The sequence below is a fragment of the Candidatus Omnitrophota bacterium genome (assembly GCA_023819145.1).
Taxonomy (GTDB): domain Bacteria; phylum Omnitrophota; class Gorgyraeia; order DTHP01; family DTHP01; genus JBFWKV01.
Map to the genome: position 1 here is coordinate 1 of JAMWCW010000009.1, position 21,268 is coordinate 21,268.

General features: G+C 38.6%; 18 protein-coding genes. All 18 read right to left on the minus strand.

Features of this window, described 5'->3' with window-relative positions; genetic code table 11:
- Positions 1–252: hypothetical protein (locus tag NC818_05380; GenBank protein MCM8784184.1), on the minus strand; the 252-nt coding region annotated here is incomplete at its 3' end.
- Positions 253–526: 274 nt separating this feature from the next.
- Positions 527–2,938, minus strand: coding sequence for a hypothetical protein (locus tag NC818_05385; protein ID MCM8784185.1), 2,412 nt, complete (start codon positions 2,936–2,938; stop codon positions 527–529).
- Positions 2,939–3,671: 733 nt separating this feature from the next.
- Positions 3,672–3,851 (minus strand): hypothetical protein, encoded by a 180-nt coding sequence (locus tag NC818_05390; GenBank protein ID MCM8784186.1) that lies wholly within the window; start codon positions 3,849–3,851, stop codon positions 3,672–3,674.
- A gap of 574 nt (positions 3,852–4,425) precedes the next feature.
- Positions 4,426–4,659, minus strand: a complete 234-nt coding sequence (locus NC818_05395) for a hypothetical protein (protein ID MCM8784187.1) — start codon at positions 4,657–4,659, stop codon at positions 4,426–4,428.
- Positions 4,649–5,200, minus strand: a complete 552-nt coding sequence (locus NC818_05400) for a nucleotidyltransferase family protein (GenBank protein ID MCM8784188.1) — start codon at positions 5,198–5,200, stop codon at positions 4,649–4,651. Before NC818_05400 ends, NC818_05395 begins: the two co-directional genes overlap by 11 nt.
- A gap of 102 nt (positions 5,201–5,302) precedes the next feature.
- A complete protein-coding gene (locus NC818_05405) occupies positions 5,303–6,817 on the minus strand; it encodes a DUF1846 domain-containing protein (protein ID MCM8784189.1) in 1,515 nt (504 codons plus the stop codon).
- 2 nt (positions 6,818–6,819) lie between these two features.
- Positions 6,820–7,338 carry an HAD-IIIA family hydrolase gene (locus NC818_05410; GenBank protein ID MCM8784190.1) on the minus strand — a complete coding sequence of 173 codons (519 nt, stop codon included), beginning with the start codon at positions 7,336–7,338 and terminating at the stop codon, positions 6,820–6,822.
- A 160-nt stretch (positions 7,339–7,498) separates the two neighbouring features.
- Complete coding sequence (locus NC818_05415; protein MCM8784191.1) at positions 7,499–8,476, minus strand: KpsF/GutQ family sugar-phosphate isomerase; 978 nt, start codon at positions 8,474–8,476, stop codon at positions 7,499–7,501.
- Positions 8,449–9,285: a 3-deoxy-8-phosphooctulonate synthase gene (gene kdsA, locus NC818_05420; protein MCM8784192.1), complete on the minus strand. Its 837-nt coding sequence runs from the start codon at positions 9,283–9,285 to the stop codon at positions 8,449–8,451. Before kdsA ends, NC818_05415 begins: the two co-directional genes overlap by 28 nt.
- Complete coding sequence (gene kdsB / locus NC818_05425; protein ID MCM8784193.1) at positions 9,264–10,022, minus strand: 3-deoxy-manno-octulosonate cytidylyltransferase; 759 nt, start codon at positions 10,020–10,022, stop codon at positions 9,264–9,266. Before kdsB ends, kdsA begins: the two co-directional genes overlap by 22 nt.
- Positions 9,988–11,040 carry a D-glycero-beta-D-manno-heptose-7-phosphate kinase gene (rfaE1, locus tag NC818_05430; protein MCM8784194.1) on the minus strand — a complete coding sequence of 351 codons (1,053 nt, stop codon included), beginning with the start codon at positions 11,038–11,040 and terminating at the stop codon, positions 9,988–9,990. The genes kdsB and rfaE1 overlap by 35 nt, the downstream gene beginning before the upstream one ends.
- On the minus strand, positions 11,033–11,962 hold the full coding sequence (locus tag NC818_05435; protein MCM8784195.1) for a hypothetical protein: 930 nt from the start codon (positions 11,960–11,962) through the stop codon (positions 11,033–11,035). The genes rfaE1 and NC818_05435 overlap by 8 nt, the downstream gene beginning before the upstream one ends.
- 45 nt (positions 11,963–12,007) lie before the next feature.
- The gene (locus tag NC818_05440; GenBank protein ID MCM8784196.1) at positions 12,008–12,859 is read right to left on the minus strand and encodes a DUF3108 domain-containing protein; all 852 of its coding nucleotides are present in this window, start codon (positions 12,857–12,859) and stop codon (positions 12,008–12,010) included.
- A 26-nt stretch (positions 12,860–12,885) separates the two neighbouring features.
- Positions 12,886–14,988, minus strand: a complete 2,103-nt coding sequence (waaF, locus tag NC818_05445) for a lipopolysaccharide heptosyltransferase II (protein ID MCM8784197.1) — start codon at positions 14,986–14,988, stop codon at positions 12,886–12,888.
- 20 nt (positions 14,989–15,008) lie between these two features.
- A complete protein-coding gene (gene waaF / locus NC818_05450; GenBank protein ID MCM8784198.1) occupies positions 15,009–16,025 on the minus strand; it encodes a lipopolysaccharide heptosyltransferase II in 1,017 nt (338 codons plus the stop codon).
- A 65-nt stretch (positions 16,026–16,090) separates the two neighbouring features.
- Positions 16,091–17,185, minus strand: a complete 1,095-nt coding sequence (locus NC818_05455; GenBank protein ID MCM8784199.1) for a glycosyltransferase family 4 protein — start codon at positions 17,183–17,185, stop codon at positions 16,091–16,093.
- Positions 17,186–17,191: 6 nt separating this feature from the next.
- Positions 17,192–19,333 (minus strand): lipopolysaccharide heptosyltransferase II, encoded by a 2,142-nt coding sequence (gene waaF, locus NC818_05460; GenBank protein MCM8784200.1) that lies wholly within the window; start codon positions 19,331–19,333, stop codon positions 17,192–17,194.
- Positions 19,334–19,344: 11 nt separating this feature from the next.
- Entirely contained in the window at positions 19,345–21,243 is a 1,899-nt protein-coding gene (locus NC818_05465; GenBank protein MCM8784201.1) for a mitochondrial fission ELM1 family protein, read from the minus strand.
- Between the last annotated feature and the right edge of the window lie 25 nt (positions 21,244–21,268).

The window sequence follows — 21,268 nt, forward strand, 5'->3', positions numbered from 1 at the left end:
ATCTTGATAGGTCAGCCCTTGAGGAAGGATTATTCCGTAGACACGAAATTCACTTATAGGCCCCATCAACTGGCAGTGGTATTTTTCAAGAAACTTAAGTATCTCTGCTTCGGTAGTTTCTTCTTTAAAACCCACAATTACTCTTTCGGATTCTTTTCTATAAGAGAAACTCTCCGTTTCCATAAGCATCGCCCAAGAAAAAGACGCAAAAAATAGAACAAAAATTATTAAAAACTTAAATATTTTCATCATTTTTTCAAAATAAATTTTTTTGATTCTTCATAAATAAAATAGCATATGTGTGATTAAGTGTCAAGGGGAATGTGATTAAGAGAATGAATTGTGAGCGTAATTTTCAGAAATGGGAATGAGCTTTATATAAAAAGGGCTTTCTTCCCCCCTCTCTCTTTTTTAGCCACCTACGAAATGGCAAAGTTTTTTATAACTGATTATTTTTTAGATTAGTTATTTAAGTTTTGATAAATTTTGATATTTGTTGTTTAATCTTTATTCTTAATTCGGCAAGTTATTTTTTCTGCTGTAAGTCGCTCAGGTAATTTGCCCAGTATTTCATTCTCCCTAAATTCTTATCCAATTCCTGTTCTAACTCTTTTATCTGTAAGCCATCCTTTCCTAAACCAATGATTGTCCTCAAGGAATCTCGCCCTGAGGAAGAGGTTCTAACTCTATCTGAGCGCGGGAGAGAATATATTCTTGTCTTATCTACGGTCTTTGCTTTGATCAAAATCTTGAGGTTCCTTTCTTTATGCGGAACTCCTTGATAGAGTAACTTCCAATTTATGTTTTTCGTAGCCATTCTTAATCCCAGCAGTAAAAGTAAGATTAACAAAGCATACTGCAGGTAATAGATATATTCCCTTTCCGGAGGAAGATTCTTAAAAGGAATGATCTTAAGCGCTTTAGAATTTAAAAGAATAAGTTGCGCCAGCAATTTCAAAATCTCTTCCAGACTGAGTTCTTTATCGATACCCAAATTTATAAAGATAACCCCCTTAGAAGAAATAAAAGCCAAAACTCCTGCCATTTTAATTACAATTCTTAGCCCTCCAACACCCATATTTCTAAAACTCTCAATAATTTGTTGCTGAGTTTCTTCATCAATTCCCTCAAATCCTATAAAAATAATCTGCCCTGAACCATCTTCAATTACCTGAACATCAGCATTAATTTGCTCTGCAACAAATTTTAAATGTTCTGGATCAACCTTTCCTCCTTGCATAGCCTCAATAAATAAATCCACAAGCATTCCTGCATCCTTTCTCCCTAACCCTTTTAGTATGTTCTCCCAAACTCCTTGAGCAACTGCATTGTCTTGTATTAGCGTACTGCCATACCCGAGATATGTAATTGAAGAAACAGAAGTTATAAATTTTAAAACCTCTGGAGAAAGAACAAGAGAAGCATCATCGATTCCCTCTTTCCTACCACTATCTTGAACCTTTTGATCATTTCCCCCGGCTTTATCCGTTCCTTCGCCAGCTGGGTCCTTTACTTCGCCAGCCGGGTTCGTTCCTCCGCCAGTTTGGTCCGTTCCTCCGCCAGCCGGGTTCGTTCCTCCGCCAGCCGGGTTCGTTCCTCCGCCAGCCGGGTTCGTTCCTCCGCCAGCCGGGTTCGTTACTTTGCCATCTTGACCCGTTCCTCCGCCAGCTGGGTTCGTTACTTTGCCATCTTGACCCGTTCCTTCGCCAACTTGGTCCGTTCCTTCGCCAGATTGACCCGTTCCTCCGCCAGTTGGGTCCGTTACTTCGCCAACTTGGTCCGTTCCTCCGCCAGGTTGACCCGTTACTTCGTCAACTTGGTCCGCTCCTCCGCCAGTTTGACCCGTTTCTCCGCCAATTTGGCCTATTACTAATTTACCTTCCCCCTTAGATAATTCGGCAGAAGAACCACCAGAAACAACTCCCCCACTTTGTGGTAATTGCCCTCCTATTTCTACTATTCCCCGCAACATTTCTTGCTCAACTCTTGTAAATCCTCCAAAAAGACAAGGATAGGTTCCTGTCTCTGTGGATAAATCTGCTCTTTGCTGGTTTAATGCTTCGACGTCTGTCCCCAAAATGTCATCAGCTATCTTTGCTATCTCCGAAAGATATCCTTGAATAACATCATCTTTATGTTCGCGCAATATGCTCGTTCCTATATATGCAAGATAAATCAATTCTTCTAAACAGTGGGAATAACCAAGATTATTTTTTACATAACCTAAAACATCCCTAACCGTTCCTGCCAATCCTGAAATATTTCCTGTTCTTGCCGCAAGGGCAAGCTCTACACTCCATCTTAGAAGCCTATCGTAACCATTCCCAGAGTAAAGATTATCTACCGCCGATCTAAAAATAGAGCTATAAAGCTGCCTACCGTAATTAATCATATCATAAATTCGACCAATTAAACCATTACTACTTTTCTGCTTGGCATTCCAGCGCATCCACGCATCCAGAACCTCTAAATTTCTGTCCACAAAATATCCCCTTTCCATACTCACTAAAGCTCTTCGGGCTATTTCCATTTTTAATCCCTCGTCTATTCCTGGATTGTCAATAACCATCTGAAAAGTATCTGCCATATCTCTTAATAAAGGCTCTCTCTCCTCTGAAGAAAACTGAGTAAGCTGGCGTTCAGCAAAATGATAAATTTCGTTTAGTAACGTCGCATTAGGCGTAAATGTAAATTGTTCCAATAACGCCGTGAATCCTGTTGTCACGATGAGACTATCAGGATCACATTTAGGCATTGTTAATGGAGGAGGAGTTAATTCAGCATCGCTAATAGGAAGCGAATACTCACCTCCACCCCATAGATCTATAACTCCATAACCGGAAGGTATCCTTGCTAGTAAAAATAATCCCCCGATTATCCAAATCTTTAAAAGAACCCTTTTTCTCCCAAACATTTTCTTATTTTTCTCTCCCTTCACCTTTTCAAAAATCTAATAACTTTTAAAATTATTTTATTATACTTTTCTTCCCACTATAATTATAACATAACATACAATTTTTGTCAAGTTATACTAATTTTGCATCCTTTTATTTTAGCAATATAAAGCAAAAATTATGCCTGTTTAGAGGAAAGAAAGAGATATTTTCTCAAGTATCTGCTAAACAAAGACTTAGGAACAATAGCCTTCTCTAAACAAGTTCTCTCTCTTCCTTATTTTAGTGTCAATTTTTGTTCCCTTCTGAGGGAAGAATAACCTTAGCTCTTGAAATTGAATAACTTATGCTTGAAGGCAAGAACTCTCTGGGGGTAACTTTTGTTTACAGAAGTGAGATAAGAGTTTACAATTGCCGAGAAAAAGGAGATTAAAGAAGGTTCATTCCCATCTAAGAAAGAAGGTTATAAATCTTTTTTCTGATAAAAAAACATGCCGAGGGTCACCTTGGGCAAAAACCACTGCTCTACCTTTACCAAAGTTCCATCGGGTTTATAGAGTCTTTATAGAGTCTTACAGTATAGATTACTCCCATCACATAGGTCCCGGGCTTAACTTTACTTTCTGCCTGATGAATGAATAACTCTTTTTCTTCGGTATAGGGAATGCTGTCAGGGGTAGTATAAGTTATGGTTAAGTTGTCTCAATAATAAGCCTCCTACAGCCCAATCATAGCCCACAAAACCATCTTCTAACTCAATCTTTAATTATATATCTATTATATAACAATCTCTTTCCCTAAAGCCAAATCTCTTAACTCCTTATGCTCTACGCTTATCCCTCCTCCGTCGCGATATTCTAAGACTTCACTTACTATTTTTACAAACTCAACTTCAAAACTTACCTCTTTACTCTCAGAATCAACCTTTACCAAACTCTCTAAGCCCATTTGTTTCATTATTAATGCTCCTAACTGTTACAAATCGTATCCTGAGGAAGTTCATCATCTATTTCTAAATCTTCTAAGGTAAATCTTGTCTCATAAATGCGCCCTTTACCAATGGGGAATACTTTGCAATTCCTTGATTAACTCGGCAGGAGTTAAAAGAATAGGAAAATCAAATTCCGAATAGGTTTGTTCCATCACATACTTATTTGGCTGGCTATAAAGATAAACAAAGCCTTCGCAGGAAAGTGCAAAATTAAAGAAAAAAAACAGCAAAACCCAATAAGCCGAGAATTTGATGACTTTTTCTCATCTCTTTCCTCCTTTTTAATCATTTAACTATTTAACTAATTCTATACTATCTATATCCCACAACTCTTCTTTCGTCAAGTATAAAAATTATCTTAACTAATTATTTCTCTATTTTATAAACTCTGATAATCCGCTTTTGCCTTTATCCCCTTCTTCTCTCCCTTTCCTTTACCCCCTATCAAGAAACGTCACTACCTATCACCCACCACCCAACCCAGTCCACCTCGTAGGTGGCCCCGATGGCCACCTACGAGGTGGGTAAAGGGGTTAGTGGTCAGAGAATAAATTTCTTACAATTTTTAAAACGGGAAAAGCTTCTTGACTTTTGGGAAGTGGTATTAAAATTAAAAATGCGGTTAAAGGAATCCAAAAATTTAATATAGCAATCTAAGTCTATATTCTTTCCTCGGGAGGGGAAGTTCTTTTTTGCCATTTTTCTAAACTCTTCCTGAAGGTGCTTTGCTTTTGCCAAAGACAAGAGTTCTTTTTTCTCTGCTTCACTTAACATCTTTAATCCTCGTCTTTAATCTTCTAAATTCCTCTTCCATCTCAAAGAGGGAAAAATATTCTTTTAAATTCTGCCAATCTAAACGCTCTCTATATAAGTCTACCAACGCCTCTATATCCGCTAATTCTTTTATCCTGCGCAAGGGGTCATTGGCGATTGCTTGCACCTTAAGTCCGATGATATCTTCGGGCAGTAATATTCTTATTGACTCCTTACCGTTAAAAATTTTTCTTTCCTTTGCACGCTCAAGCATCCTTAAGGAAATTTTCCGGAAAGCATGAATGAAATCTAAACTTCCCCATTGAGGATTATGGGCACGGAAATGAGAAACATTCTCAGTCCTAAAATAGAGATGATATCCCAACTTTCTAAGAATCTTATCTAACGCTTCCAGTTCTTCAGCTTCAACCAGAAAATCAAGGTCGAAGGTGGCACGGGGGATTCCTAAAGCTCCTAAAGCAAAGCCTCCGATTAAGGCATAATGAATATTCCCCTTCCTAAATTCTTTCAAAATTTTTCTCAATACCCTTTCAAATTCCATATTTGTCGGTTACACAACCACCCAACCCAGCCCACCTCGTAGGTGGTCATGGGGACCACCTACGAGGTGGGTACGGTTAGCAGGTCAGGTTGTTTCGGTTTTTCAGGTTATGAATAAATCGCGGTAGGGGAAATTGCCATCGGTAGTAACATTAATCCTTAACCTCCGCAAACCCACTTCATCTCCCGGAGGAGGAGCATAAGTAAGATGGGCTTCACAACCTGCTAAATCTTTCAACTTCTCCATGGCAAGTTCTGCAGTAGGATTGGTAGCAGAAGACATGCTCAACGCAATTAAGGTTTCATCTAAATCAAGAATCTCACGCTTCATGTGGAGAATATTTTTCTTCAAGGCACTAATCTCTTCAATTATCTTGGGAGAAAGAAGATGAATCTTGTCGGGAATACCCGCCAGAACCTTTATGGCATTAAGGATTAAACTTGAGGAAGCACTCATCAATAGGGAATTTTTTCCCATAACAATCTTGCCGTCAGGAAGTTCCAAAGCAGCGCCACAGCCGATAATTGATAAATCTTTCAATTTCTCCTGGGCTTTTTCTGCAAATTCCCGAGCAGGAATTACTACCTTTCTATCTTCAGGAAAACATCCCAATTCTTCCATCAATAACTCCACCCTCTCCACCACTTCCTTCTTTTCTAACCCTAAAAGATTCTCATAGCGATAGCGGAAATATCTCCTGATAATTTCCTGTTTTGCCGCTGAGCTTACTAACAAATCATCAACGATGGCAAAACCCGCCCGATTTACACCCATGTCGGTTGGGGAATGATAAATCATTTCCGAACCCATAATCTTTTCCATAATTCTTTTTAATACCGGGAAAATCTCCACATCGCGATTGTAGTTTACAGCGGTCTGATTGTATTTAGATAAATGAAAGGGGTCAATAAGATTAAAATCACCAATATCAGCAGTGGCGGCTTCATAAGCCATGTTTACGGGATGTTTCAGAGAAATATTCCAGATAGGAAAGGTCTCAAATTTGGCATAGCCAGATTTTATTCCCCGTTTATAATCATGATAAAGCTGGGATAAACAGGTAGCAAGTTTGCCACTCCCCGGACCGGGTCCGGTTACCACCACAATGCGATTATAGGTCTCAATATAGGAATTTCTTCCGTATCCCTCTTCACTTACAATTGTGTCTATATCGGTAGGGTATCCTTTGGTGGCTGAATGTAAATAGACCTTTATCTTGTGATGCTCCAAGCGATTCTTAAATCTCAATGTCTGAGGTTGATTATCAAAACGGGTAATCACAACACCTACAATCTCTAAATCATTCTCCCTTAAGTCATCAATCAATTTCAGGGCATCAACATCGTAAGTAATCCCAAAGTCTCCTCTAATTCTTCCTTTTTCGATGTCTCCAGCATAGATGCAAAGAATAATATCAATTTTATCTTTTAGGCTCTTAAGCAGTTTTATTTTTATGTTGGGGTCGTAACCGGGAAGAACTCTTGCGGCGTGGTAATCGTAGAAGAGTTTTCCTCCAAACTCAAGATAGAGTTTTCCGGAAAATTTCTCAATGCGCTCTAAGATTGCTTTCTTCTGTTCAAAGAGGTATTTTTCATTATCAAAGCCGATTTTTCTCATTTTTAGAAGTAGCGTTTCGTTACCAGGTCCCATTTATCCTGCGCCTTAAGAATAATCTCAATTACCTCCCTTACTGCTCCTTCTCCACCTTTATTTACCGTTACATAGTGCACAAAAGACTTTAATTCCTCACGGGCATTAGGCACACAGACCGCAAGTCCTACGCGTTTTAGAATGGGAATGTCAATCAAATCATCGCCAATGTAACAGACCTCTTCATCTTTTATGCGGAATTTCTTTAACACTCTTGTATAGGTATTTATTTTCTTATAGGCTTTCTGATATATTTTGGTAATGCGCAAATGCTTTGCGCGACGGGTAACTATTTTGGAATTCCCGGCAGTAATAATCACCGTCTTTATCCCTGCCCGCGTAAGGAGAGTTAAGCCAAATCCATCATGGATGTTAAACGCTTTCAGTTCATCTCCATAATTCCCATAATAGAATTTCCCATCAGTCAAAACTCCATCCACATCCATAATGAGTAACTTAATTTTTTTTGCCCGCTCAAAAATATCCATAGTTATTCAAACTCTGAACTCAAAATCCAAAACTCTAAATTCGTAATCCGTAAACCGTAATCCGTAAACTAAAAAACGAAATCCAGAAAATCTTATAAGCTTTCTACAATGAGAAAAACTATCTTTCTCTTAACTTAACTACTTAACCCTTTAACTAACCTTACACTATTCCTGCTTTCAAGAGGTCCTGCACATCTATAAGTCCAACTGGCCTATTTTTCTCATCAACTACGGGAATTTCATCAATTTTGTATTCGCGCAAAATCTTTAATGCCTCTTCAGCCAGACTTCCCTTATTAATCGTCTTTGGAGATCTGGTCATAATCTCTTTTACTTTTCGCTCTAAAAGTTTCGGGTCAGTTTCTATATGGCGGCGCAGGTCCCCATCGGTAAAAATCCCCAGAAGTTTTTTGTTCTTACCAATAACCGTGGCAGAGCCGGCACGGGCGCGGGTGATGGCTAAAAGCACATCTTTTATGCGTGTATCTTCGCTCACTACCGGATTTGCCTCTCCTTTGCGCATAATGTCTTCTACCTTTAATAACAACCTCTTCCCCAGGGTTCCGCCGGGATGGAGTAAGGCAAAATTTTCTTTCTTGAAACCTTTTTTTTTCAAAACCGCAATGGCCAAGGCATCACCTAACGCAAGAATGGCGGTGGTGGAAGCGGTAGGAGCAAGCCCTAAGGGACAGGCTTCTTTCTCCACCGAAACATCCAAAACCACATCGGCATAACGCGCTAAGTTAGATTGGAGATTTCCCGTAAAAGCAATCAATTTTGCCCCAATTTTTTTGATTAACGGAAGGAGTTTAGTCAACTCTTCGGTCTCTCCGCTGGTGGAAAGGGCAATCACAATATCTGCCTGAGTTACTCGGCCTAAATCTCCATGTAACGCCTCGGCAGGATGGAGCCAAAGGCTGGGCGTGCCTAAAGAAGATAAGGTGGCAGAAATTTTCTGGGCGATTATTCCGGCTTTACCCATTCCCGTAAGCACAACCCTGCCTTTACAATTAGAAACGAGTTCTACCGCTTTCAAGAAATTTCTACCCAAGCGCTTTGACAAATCGAGGATTGCTTTCGCCTCTATCTGGAAAACATCTTTGGCACTCTTTAAAGGATTAGTTCTTCTTTCTTCCATATTTGGCTGATTGGTTTTACTTCTTTAAGTAATTTTTCTAATGCTTTTAAATCAAGCATGTTCGGACCGTCAGAAAGGGCTTTATGAGGATCATCATGCACTTCTAAAAAAATGCCATCGCAACCAAAAGCGACAGCTGCCCGGGTAAGCCCGGGGACAAATTCCCTATTACCTCCAGAAGAAGCTCCTCTTCCACCAGGAATTTGTACTGAATGTGTCGCATCAAAAATCACCGGATAGCCAAATCCTCTTAAAATGGCTAAAGACCGCAAGTCGGTTACCAGATTATTATATCCAAAAGCGGTTCCCCTTTCCGTAAGTAAAATTTTTTTGTTCCCCGTTGTTTCTACTTTCTCAATGATGTGCTTCATATCCCAAGGAGCAAGAAATTGCGACTTTTTTAAATTAACCACCTTGCCAGTTTTTCCCGCTTCCACTACCAAATCGGTCTGCCTTATTAAAAATGCGGGGATTTGAATGATATCTAAAACACTTTTTGCCTCTTTTATCTCATTACGACAATGAATATCAGAAAGTATAGGTAAAGCAAATTTTTCTTTTATCTTTGCTAAAATCTTTAAACCTTTTTTTAATCCTGGACCTCGATAGGATTTGATAGAGAGCCTATTTGCTTTGTCGTAACTGGATTTAAAAATAAAAGGAAAATCCAATCTTTCAGTAATCTCTTTTAAAGCACCAGCCATATAAAAAGCATGCCTCTCAGATTCAATCACGCAAGGTCCAGCAATTAAAACTAATGGATTTTTCTCCCCGATTTTTATTTTCCCTAATTTAATCTCCTTAACCATTCCTCTGCCCTTTTTAAGTCTTGGGGGGTATCGATTCCTAAGGTATCATCTTTAGTAATAATTATTTTAATGCGCATTCCGTTCTCTAAGGCACGCAACTGCTCAAGACACTCCATCTTTTCTAACCTCCCCAAAGGAAACTTGACAAAATCAAGAAGCGCTTTTCGCTTATAGACATAAATTCCCAGATGTTTAAAATACTGGCACACTGCCCCACTCTCGATAAGGCAGGAAGCTCGATTATCCTGGTCTCTTAAATAAGGAATTGCAAAACGTGAAAAGTATAAGGCATAACCCTTCTTGTCAAAAACAACCTTCACCACATGGGGATTAACTAAATCCTCTCTGTTTTTAATAGAAGTGGCTAAAGTTCCGATGTCTGCACTTTTATCTTCCATAAAATTCTTCACTAAAAATCTAATCATCTGATGTTTAAGAAACGGTTCATCTCCCTGAATATTTACGATAATTTCCGCCTTGATTTTTTTGGCTACCTCAGCAACCCTCTCTGTGCCGGAGCAATGGTGGGAAGAAGTCAGCAGAACATCCGCACCAAACTCTTGAACGGTTTTAAAGATTCTCTGGTCATCGGTAGCAATAATAACTCTATCTAATTTAGCTTTTTTTGCATTTTCATAAACCCATTGTATCAACGGTTTGTTCCCTAATTTAGCCAAAGCTTTACCGGGAAAACGCGTTGATTTATATCTTGTGGGAATCACTCCTAATACTTTCATCTTCTATACGGGCGATTAACTCTTCCTGATTAGTAACTGCTACACCCAATTTCTCTACTACTATTCCTGCGGCAAAATTGGCTAACTGCGCTGCTTCTTTCATCCCCGCTCCCTGAGAAATAGCTAAAGTAAAAGTGGCAATTACCGTATCTCCTGCTCCTGCCACATCAAAAACCTCTCTTGCCACGGTAGAGATGCGGTAAGGTTTTCTATGTTTCTCAAAAAGACACATCCCTTGTTCACCTAAGGTAACAAGAAGTGCTTCCAAGTCCAGCCCCCGCCTCAATTCCTCTCCCGCACGATTAATCTGTTCATCAGTAATCAATTTGTCGCTGTTAATCCTTAAGGGAACTGTGCCTTTTATTTTCAAATAGCGGATGGCGTTTTCTGTCTCTTTACGGTTGGGAGTAATGGCGGTAAAACCCTTGTAATAGTCAAAATGTTCTTCTTTCGGGTCAACAGTAACAACTATTTTATTCTTCTTAACGAGATTCCTAAGTTTATTTAAAAGGGCGGGGGTAATAATTCCCTTGCCATAATCCTCAATAACCACCGCCTGATACTGACCTATAGACTTTTCAAGATATTCAATAATATCTTCCAGCCAGCAATCAGGAAGAGGACTGGTATCTTCCCAGTCAACCCTTACTGTCTGCTGATGTCCGGCAATGATTCTCGTTTTCAGAGTGGTAGGCCTCTGAGAATAGGAAAAGATTCCTTTGATATCTACGTTTCTCTTCTTTAACTCTTTCTTCAAAATTTCTCCATTATTATCCTTACCCACTATTCCCAACAAATTAACGCTTGCTCCTAAACTGCTAAGATTACAGGCAACATTGGCTGCGCCTCCGGGAGCATAAGTCTTCTTCTTTGCCCAGACCACAGGAACGGGTGCTTCGGGAGAAATACGCTCTACCTCTCCCCAGATGAACTCGTCAAGCATCAAGTCTCCTACCACCAGAACTTTTGCCTTGCTAAAAGAAGAAATAATTTTTCTTAATTTTTTATTCTCAACCATCTCTACACATCCTTTCCATAATTGCCCGATATAACAAAGGGAGCATAATTTCATGGTGCCCGATGAAAGAAAAACCTTTACCTTCTAAAGTTGGTCTTTTTACGACGTTGGTAAAAGCACGATAATGTTTTATCATATCAAAATCCGCAGAAGTAAAATTCTTCACTCCAAAACCCAGATTCCTTACTACCGCCAATGCCTTCAAGAATACCTCGGGCAAAATCACCGCCGAACCAAAATTTATAACTACCCCTTTCCCCAATTTGCTCACCACCTCACAGAACCGCCGGAAATCACGCAGGCTCAATTCTCCGGTATCTGCGCCGTTGCAGGAGGGATGCATATGGATGATATCCGTACCGATGGCTACATGGACAGTAACTGGAATTTGATATTTTACTCCTGCATAGAGCAAACTATATGCTCGATATTTTAATTTCCTCCGCGCAATCATCTTTCCAATGGCTTCTCCCAAACCATAGTTTTTAATTCTGCCTTCTTTTATTGCTCTGTTGAGATAATCGGCAGTCTCGCTGGCCATACCGAAACTACCATTTTGAATTGCTTCATCCACATCTTCAGAAGTTCCTCCCTGATAGGCAATCTCAAAATCGTGGATTATCCCCGCTCCATTTAAGGCAACAGCAGTAATAATTCTTCTGCGCATCAAATCGATGATAAAGGGAGAGAGTCCACATTTTATCACATGGGCACCGAGCATAAAAATAATCGCTCTCTCTTTACGTTTTGCCTGAATAATCTCGGATATGAGCTGTTTAAAATCTTTTCCGGCAAGAATATCGGGAAGGGAAGAAAAGAAATCTTTTTTAAGAAAATTGAGAGAAGAAAATTTTTCTATCTTTACCTTGCTTTTGCGCGTTCTTAAAGGGTAAGTCTTTAGTTTACAAAAGTCTATCACCATTTTAAGGTAATTTTATACCATAAATTATGCGAAAAAACAATCTTTTTACTCTATCTTTTGCAAAACCGCTACCACCGTGCCTACCACAGGAATGTTCATGTGCACTTTCATCATCAGGGGAATTCTGTTTTCGTCATTACTTAACCAAACCCAGGCACTTCCTTTGTCAAAAGTTTTCTCCCCCAATTGAGGAACGGGCTCCGCCATAAAAGCATCAAAAACACCCACCCCCGGAAGATTCATCTTGCCAAAGCTGGTAATAGCTATCTTAAGTAACCAATTCTTTTCCACCTGATTTACTGTAAATTCCAGAGGCTTTTCGGTAGTAATTTCCTTCAGACGAAAACAATAAAAAGCACTGAATTCATCAACTGCTTCGGTGGGAAGAGGAAAAGTCTTATTTGTTCCGTCTTTTAAATTCTGAAATTTCACAATTTTATTATCCCAATCGTAATCTAAAACTAAATACGCACTATATTTCCCTTCCTTTCTTACCGCCGTATGTCTTATGCTTAGAAGGGTTTCTTTGTCCAGAAAAGATTCCATATAATCATCAACCTTAAAGAGAAAATTGAGCCATTTATTTGAACGAGCACTACCCACGAGGCGATAAGCCTGACGTCCATTTAGCTCTACCATCTCTTTTATCTCTGTGACCACGATACCAACGGGCATCTTCATCCAGTAAATTTCATAAGTAAGTTTTTCCCCTATTCTTAATTCGGGTTTTGCTTCTTTGAGCTCTATCTCCACCTCTTTATCTTCTAAGGTAACGGTTTCTATCTGTTTATACCTCGCCAGTGTTCCACAACCAGCCATTGTAAAAGCAGTAAGTATTACTATAAATTTTAAAATTAGAGTTTCGAATTTAGAATTTCGGATTTTAGAACCGTTCATTTTTATATTTGCTCGATGTGCTTCTCTTAAGCAACTCCATCAATCTCGCCACATTTTTGGGCAAGTTTACTAACTTTTGTGGCGGAGTTTTTAGTATTTGAATAATCGCTATCAAGAATTTTACTTACCGCCTCTATAACTTCCTCGGAAGTGATTGACCTAATACATTTAAACCCAATTTTACAATTATGTGCAAGACATTTAACACAACCCACATCTTTATGCAAAACAATATCTTTTTCGCCTAATGGCCCCCAGCGTTTTGGACCTAAACCCGCCTGTTTTCTTCCAAAAATACTGATTACCGGCGTTTTTACTGCTACCGCAATGTGCACCGGTCCACTATCATTGGAAATAAATAACTTCGCTCTCTTTAAAAGCGAAGCGAGTTCCTTAAGGGAAAAATCTACAAAAACAAACGTAGGACTGTATTGCATAAAATTTTTTACTCTGTTAGCCAAGTAAGCATCTTTTTTAGCTACAACAATCAAGACCTTCATCCCGTAATCTTTTATCATTCTATCAGAAACGGAAGCAAAATTTTCCGCAGGCCAGATTTTGGAAGGGCAACTTGCTCCGGGATGAACGACTACAAAATTATTACTTTCTAAACCATTTTCCTTTAGCAATAAATCAACTTTTTCATCCGCATCTTTACTAATGGGGAAAAATAAGGACCTATCGCATTTAGCGATTCCTAAATAATTTAAAAGGTCTAAATTGTAATCCAACTCGTGTTTTTCTCCTAAGTATTTTTTCTCCTCTATCCGCTTGGTATTTAAAAAACCCCATTTCTTTTTATAGCCAACCCTTTTAGGAATTCCTGCGAGAAAAGAAATGATATGGACACGATTTGTAGGATGTAGAATTAAAGCTAAATCAAAACGATATTTTCTTATTTTAGTTATAAATTTTAAAGTATCCAGTAAAGAACGGTCTTTTCCCCTTTTATCATAGACAATTACCTCATCTAAGTAGGGATTGCCTTCTACAATCTCTTGAGTATAAGAACTAACCATCATCGCCAGAAAACTCTGAGGAAAACTGTCTCTGAGATTTTTAATAACCGGTGTGGACAAAACTACATCACCAATTCTATCGGTGCGGATCACCAGAATACGCTTATAATCCTGTTTGCTAACCAGTAATCGGTAATCAGTAATCAGTAATTTCTTTGCTGCCTCAACTACTTCCCAGGGTTTGACCAATTCTAAGCATTTCCGATGTCCATACCTACATTGTGCTTTCTCGCAAGGAACGCAGGACAATAATCTGCGTAAGACAAAAAAATTCCCCGACAGCGGTCCGTATTTTATGGGATCGGTTGGTCCAAAAATGGCAATGGTGGGAATATTTACAGCAGAACCGCAATGAAGCACGGCGGAATCATTGGTGATTAAAACCCTTGCCATCTTCAATAAAACTACAAGCTGGGGAATGGTAGTTTTACCCGAAAAGTTAAAAACGCCATCTCCAAGATTATTCTTTATCTCTTGAGCAATTAAGAAATCATCTTGAGAACCTACAAGAATAATTTTAGTTTTGCATTCATCCCTTAACCTCCGGCCTACTTCTATGAAGTTTTTTAGTTCCCAACGTTTCGTCGAGCTACGTGCAGCGGGAGCAATAACTATCAAAATGTCACTTTTCTCAATACAGGCCTCTCTTAAAAGATGTTCTACATAATCTTGGTCTTGTTTTTCAAAATGCACTCTGGGAAGTTTAAGGTGGGGATAAATCGTCAATCCCAATTTTTCTATGACTTTTAAATGCTTATCCCGCATATGCAGGCTATTTTTATTACTGTTTCTTAATAAAGAGGTTTTATATCGCGGGTGAATCAAGAGAGGGATGAGAGTATGGCGTAAATCTACTACCAAGTCGTATCGCTCCTGACGCAATTTCTTAATTAAAGAAGTTTTTTCTTTTAGGGAAGATTTTTTATTATAGAAAAATAAGTTACTTATTTTTCTATCCTTCTCCAAAACCTCTTTCCCTCTCGGCCCAACGAGAATATCAAACAATGCCTGGGGAAAATTTTCCTTTAAATGTTCAAGAACCGGAGTAGTCAAAATAACATCTCCAATATTACTTAAGCTTATCATCAAAATTTTCTTAACTTTTCTCATTGTTAATTACTCATTGCTAACTAGTCATTACTTACTAATTTCTTTACTTCTGCAAACACCTCATCAGGCGTAATGGATTTCATACAACGATTATCTTTGCATTTTAAATGATAACAAGGGACAGTACATCCTACATCTTTTTGAATTACCCGATATTTACCCGGTCCATAGGGTCCAGTGATTTTGCTTGCGGTGGGCCCAAACAAAGCTAACACTTTTGCTCCCACGGCAACGGCAATGTGGAGAGGTCCTGTATCATTGGTTACAATTAATTCCGTTCGTTTAAATAATCCACCCAACTGTTTAAGGGTGGTCTTACCGGTGGCAATAACGGGTTTTGTCTCCATATACTCTGCAATCTCCTGAGCAAGCTCTGAATCTTTATCTGCTCCACTAATCACAACTTTTGCCTTCATTTTTTTAGTCAACATGTCTCCCAAAATTCCGAAATATTTGGGTGGCCAGCGTTTCAAAAACCAGTTTGCCCCTGGATTGAGGACGATAAAGGGAGTGCCTTTAGTTATGCCATTATCTTCTAAGAATTTTTCTATATAAGTTTCCACTTCAGAAGGAATAAAAAAATCATAGCCCATTTTATCGATGGGCATATCTAAGGCATGAGCTAAATTGAGAAAATATTCCACGCGATGTAAGTCGCCTTTAGGAATTTCAACCTTATGGGTAAGAAACAATTTCCTTTTTTTTGTAACATACCCACAGCGTTTGGGAATTTTAGCCAGCGCAGTGATTAGAGTGCGCGTAAGAGAACGATGGAGCAAATACACCTCATCAAACTTTTTGGAACGCAATAGACTTATAAACTGCAACTTGCCTAAGAGCGAAGAGTATTCCCCTTCCTCATCATAAATAATCAGTTCATCAAGATAAGGATTGCCTTCGAGAATTTCCTTACAGCGAGGAACAATCATACAAGCCAAATGAGCATCGGGATATTTGTTCCTCACTGCACGGATAAAGGGAGTAGAGAATAAAACATCTCCCAGCCAGTTAACATTAATAATAAGAATGTTTTTCATAATAAACCAATTACAAAATTAAACAATTACATCATACAGCAAGGAAACAAAAAGAGCAAGAATTGTTAGAAGGTTAATATCTCGCGATAAAAATCTTCTGTTTCTTTTACCATATTATCAAGGGTAAACTTCTCTTCTATTGTCTGCTTACCTTTAAATACAAGTTTGTTCTTTAGAGTATCATCCTCCAATATCCTACAGATTGCTTCTCCTAAGCCTTTCTCATCACGCGGTAAAACAAGTAAACCATTTTCTCCGTCCTGAATTATCTCAGATATCCCTCCAGTATTTGAAGCAACTACCGGAATACCGAAGGCCATCGCTTCCAAAAGCACCATCCCTAAACCCTCTTCTAATGAAGGTAAAACAAAAATATCCATAAGAGAAAAAATCAAAGATTTATCCGAAATAGAAGATACTAAAAATACACTTTTTTCCATTTCCAAATCTTTAATTAATCTCAAAAGCAAATTTCTAATTTTTCCCTCACCCACGATAAGTAATTGTGCAGAGGGGATTTTTTCAAGAACATATTTCATCGCTCGGATAAGATAAAAATGCCCTTTAATTTCAGCAAGGCGAGAAATGATACCAATCACCGGACCCCTGCTTAAACCAAAGTTATTTCTCAATCCATTTATCTCTTTTTCGCTTTTTTTAAAACTCCCCATTTCTACACCGTTATAAATCACCTTTATTTTAATTCCCTCTAACCCAAATTTAACTTTGAGGTGCTTTTCCACTGCCTTACTTATGGCAATCACTCCCTTTCCCCAATGGGGGAAAATTTTGTGACTGATTCGTTTTTTATAAAAACCGTGAGCGGTAGAAACAAAAGGGAGATTTAACCTCTTTTGAACATACCTAGATATTACACGCGTAAGTCTGGTTTGCGCGTGTAATAAATCCATTCCTTCTTTCTCCAAGATTGAACAAAGATTTCTTTTTGCCCAGAAAATCTTTGGACTTATTTCGGATTTAGTAAAAATGTTCAGAAAAATGTGCTCAATACCCAATGATTTTAATACGTCTAATTTCTCCCCTCCCCTCGAAGCTACTTTAACCAAATGACCTTTTTCTTTTAAACCTTTAGCCAATGAAAGAACATAGGTAGTGATCCCACCGGCATTTAGATGATTAGTAAGCAAGAGTATTTTCATTTATCATTATGATAATGAGGGAAATCTTACTCTCAACAATTTAATAACCGCATCGGCAACCTCTTGCACCGTAATCCTCCGCATACATTCATAATCTTTACAGGCAGGCCTATAGCAAGGGCCACAGAATATTTTTTTATGTATTACAATAAGGTTATCTTTAGGATAAGCAATGTGTTTACGGTAGTCAGTGGGCCCAAATAAAGCCACCGTGGGAGTATCTACTGCCATAGCCAGATGAAGCGGACAGGAGTCTCCGGTAATATAAACTGCACAACGCTTTATAAGCGCAGCCAACTGTGAAATGGTAGTTCTGCCACAAGTATTTATGGGCTTGGTACGGAGTAGAACCTGATTGCGTTTTATCTCCTCTCTATCTTCTTCCGTACCCGTTATAATTATCCGTATCCCTTTTGAAGAAAGTTCTTCTGCTAAATAAGCAAATCTCTCTAAGGGCCAGCGTTTAGAAAACCAACGCGAACTCGCGCCGATATTCATCCCTACTAAAATCTGGGAGGCAGAGAGCCAGTTATTATTTAAAAAATTATCAATGTATTCTTCGTCTCTCTGGTCAATAAATAACTCTAATCGCTTGTCCTCACATTTTATACCAAAACTATTTAATAACCTGAATTGGTGTTCAAGTGGAGAAATCGTCTCTTTAGTATCCTTTAGACGATAATTCAAAAGGAAAGAAAATTTTCCGTTATCATAACCAATCCTCCGTGGAGAAAGCGAAAGATAAGACAAAAGGTGACTTGTTTTATTATTCTGCAGGTCGATTACCAAATCAAAAACATCATTGCGGAGTATTTTCCCTATTTCCTTTAACATTTGAAAACGGCTTTGATAGCGATTCTTGTCAATAATAACTACATCATCAACATAAGGAAGTTTTGCAATCATTTCCCGTGCTTGTCTACTAGTCAAAACAGTAATGCGTGCCTGAGGAAAATGTTTTTTTATTGCGCGAATGCTGGGTATTGCTAAAACAACATCTCCCAAAGCACTATATTTAATTATTAAAATCCTCAACACTTGCAAAGCATCCTTATAAACCAAAAGAGTCTGTTCGGTCATTTTCCTCAAAGAAAAATCAATTTCTACATATTTCCTTGCTTTTTGAGCAAATTCCCTCGCCAATCCTCTTTCTCGCAAAAGTTTCGTAATCGCTTCCGCCAGTTCAGGAGGATTGCCTGGAGAAACTAAAAGTCCATTTACTTTATCCTTTATTATGTCCATAACCCCGCCTACCTGCGTAGCTACCACCGGTACTCCGCAGGCACCTGCTTCAATAAGCACCCTTCCAAAAGCCTCATGGGTTGTGGTGGCCAAAACAAGAAGGTCTAAACTATGTAATAATTCCACAATGTTATCTATGTGTCCTACAAATTCCACATACCGCTCAAGCCCCAGTTGTCTAATGAGTAAATCCAATTCGCGTTTATACTCTCTTCTCCCTGGAGAAACCTCACCAGCAATAACAACTTTTACTTTAGGAACAATTCTTACTACTTTCGCCATGGCTTTTAAGAAATCGGTATGACCCTTGAGGGGAGTAATCCTCCCAATCATCCCCACTTTACAGCCATCTTTCAGGTCCGATTTCGGTTCTTTGTATTGGAATAAGTTCAAATCTACTCCCCGATGAATGAGTCTGAGTCGATAGAAAGGAACGCCGAAATGGTTACGCATATGCTTGCCAATAACGGAACTAACCACAATCACATATTTACCCCATTTCATTATGTGGCTGAATAGATGTCTTTTGTAATAACCATGGCAGGTAGTAAGAAAAACCATCCAATTAAGCAAATCTTTTTTTGCAGAGCGTGAAAGATATAAACGATAGGCAAAATATCCTATCCAAGCGGGAACACGTGAGCGAGCATGAACTATATCTATTTTTTCCTGCTCTAATATTCTCGCCACTTTAAAAATCATACGTATTATCGTAAAGATAAATTTCTCATGGACGGGTAAAGTATAATGGATAACACCATTTTCCCTCAATTCCTTCACCAATCGTCCACCCTTAGAAATAACTATCGCTCTATGCCCATTCTGGACGAGGAACTTCGTCAGGTCAACGGTACCCCTTTCTACTCCGCCTTCATTAAGTTGGGGTAAAAGTTGTAAAATATTCATTCTATAAAATATCAGGTTATTAGATTTTTTATTTTACCATAAAGGTATGCTCTGTCCTCAAAAAAATCTTTTATATGTGGCTTTTGTAAAATTGATACTATCTCTTCTCCAACCTCAGCTGGACTTACCAAACTTATATAACCACAAGCTTCCAGATTTCCTAAGAATCTTTCCTGTTTTGTATCGATTTTTAATCCCTTTTTCTCAGCCTCAAAAACAACCACGGGCTTCTTAGAACTCAATGCCTCTGAGACCATGGAAATGCTCTCTCCGGAAACAACCACAACATCCGCTAATCCCAAAATACCCCCAACCGCTTTTTCGATGTTTTTTTCATTAGCAATTATTAAGAGAGGACAAATTGAAGTTCCAAGAAGTCTCTTTTTAATCAAGTTGTCTATTTGGGGAGATGTTCTGCGGGAGGTAGTAACCAATAATTCTATTCCCCTAATTCTAGTTAACCCTATTAACTCATCTATTACCTTATCTATCACTTCCTCAGTTAAAGTGTAGTTTTTTGTTTCTCCTCCGATTAAAACCCCAATTTTTAATCTATCGTTTTTCAAAATAAAACCCGCTTCTTTTAAATTCTTTTTTCCCTCTTCCATTGTCTTCTCATTAATTAAATTAAGCGCCGTATGCGTAACGGCAATATTGCGCAACTTCCGTGGCTGGTCATGGAAAGGAATAACCGCCAAATCAAATCTTTTAAGAGATACTAATCCGGGTTTCATAATTACAATACTTTTGGCTCGGTTTTCCTCCGCAAGAAACAAATTAACTGCAGAAAGATTTACCCCACAGGAAATAATTATATCGCCATGTAAAGAAACAACTTGGTTATAAGATTCTTTCCTTAAACATACTCTTAAACATCTCAAGCATCCACGACAATTATCACGCGCAAAAAAACCTAATACATTGATTAGATATCTTGCAAAGAGGTTTCTAAAACTGATTTCTATCTCCCTAATTTCCAACAGGTTATTCTTTTGGTCATCAGATAAAACTGCAAATCTTTCTTCCCAAACCTCTCTAACCATATTAGCCAGGGCCCTTGCTTGGTTAAGATGCCCCGCTTTACCATCGGAGAGAATGATAATTCTCCTGTTTGGGCTACCTTTCCAACGATGGTGAAACCAGAGCCACTGATGAGGATATTTCTCTATGTATTTTTCAAGAATAATGTGAAATTGTCTTAAAAAATATTTATCCTCTTTTTCTATCGGCAACTCATCTCCAACTTCAATACGATGATATGGACCGTCCTCTCTTATTATAAACACTGGAAGGACACCCGCCCCTGTATGACGGCTTATCTCTACTACCCCCGAAGGCGTCCACGCTAAAAGAGAAAACAACTCTACCAGCATACCGCTTTTTCCTGATTTCTGGTCTCCGAGGATGCCTACAATATTGTTTTTTCTTAAACTGCTCAAAATATCGCGCATAAACGAACCACGCACAACTACCTTTGCTCCCAATCGCCCCCGATAATGATTAAGCAGTTCATTTAAACGGTGAGGTTTCTGTTGACGGGCTAAAACTACCATCGGATATCCTTTTATCTGAGCTACCAACGAAGAAAGTTCCCAGTTACCAAAATGAGCGGTGAGAAAAATTAATCCTTTACCCCTCTGTAAGACCTTTTTGATTTTGTCTTCTCCAATTATCTTTATGTATTTATCTACATACCGTTGATTTATGCGTGGAAAATAGAGAAACTCTATTAAATTCATTGAAAGATTACGAAATAATTCTTTTACTATCCCTCTTCTCCGTTCCATAGATAGATGTCCCTCGAGGGCTAATTTCAAATTTAGATACGCCAACTTTGCTCTCTTCGCCAGAAGGTAATACAATATTGTGCCCAGACAACGAGCAAAGAAAAGAGAAACCTTAATAGGCATAAGACAGACTAAAAAACTCAAGAAT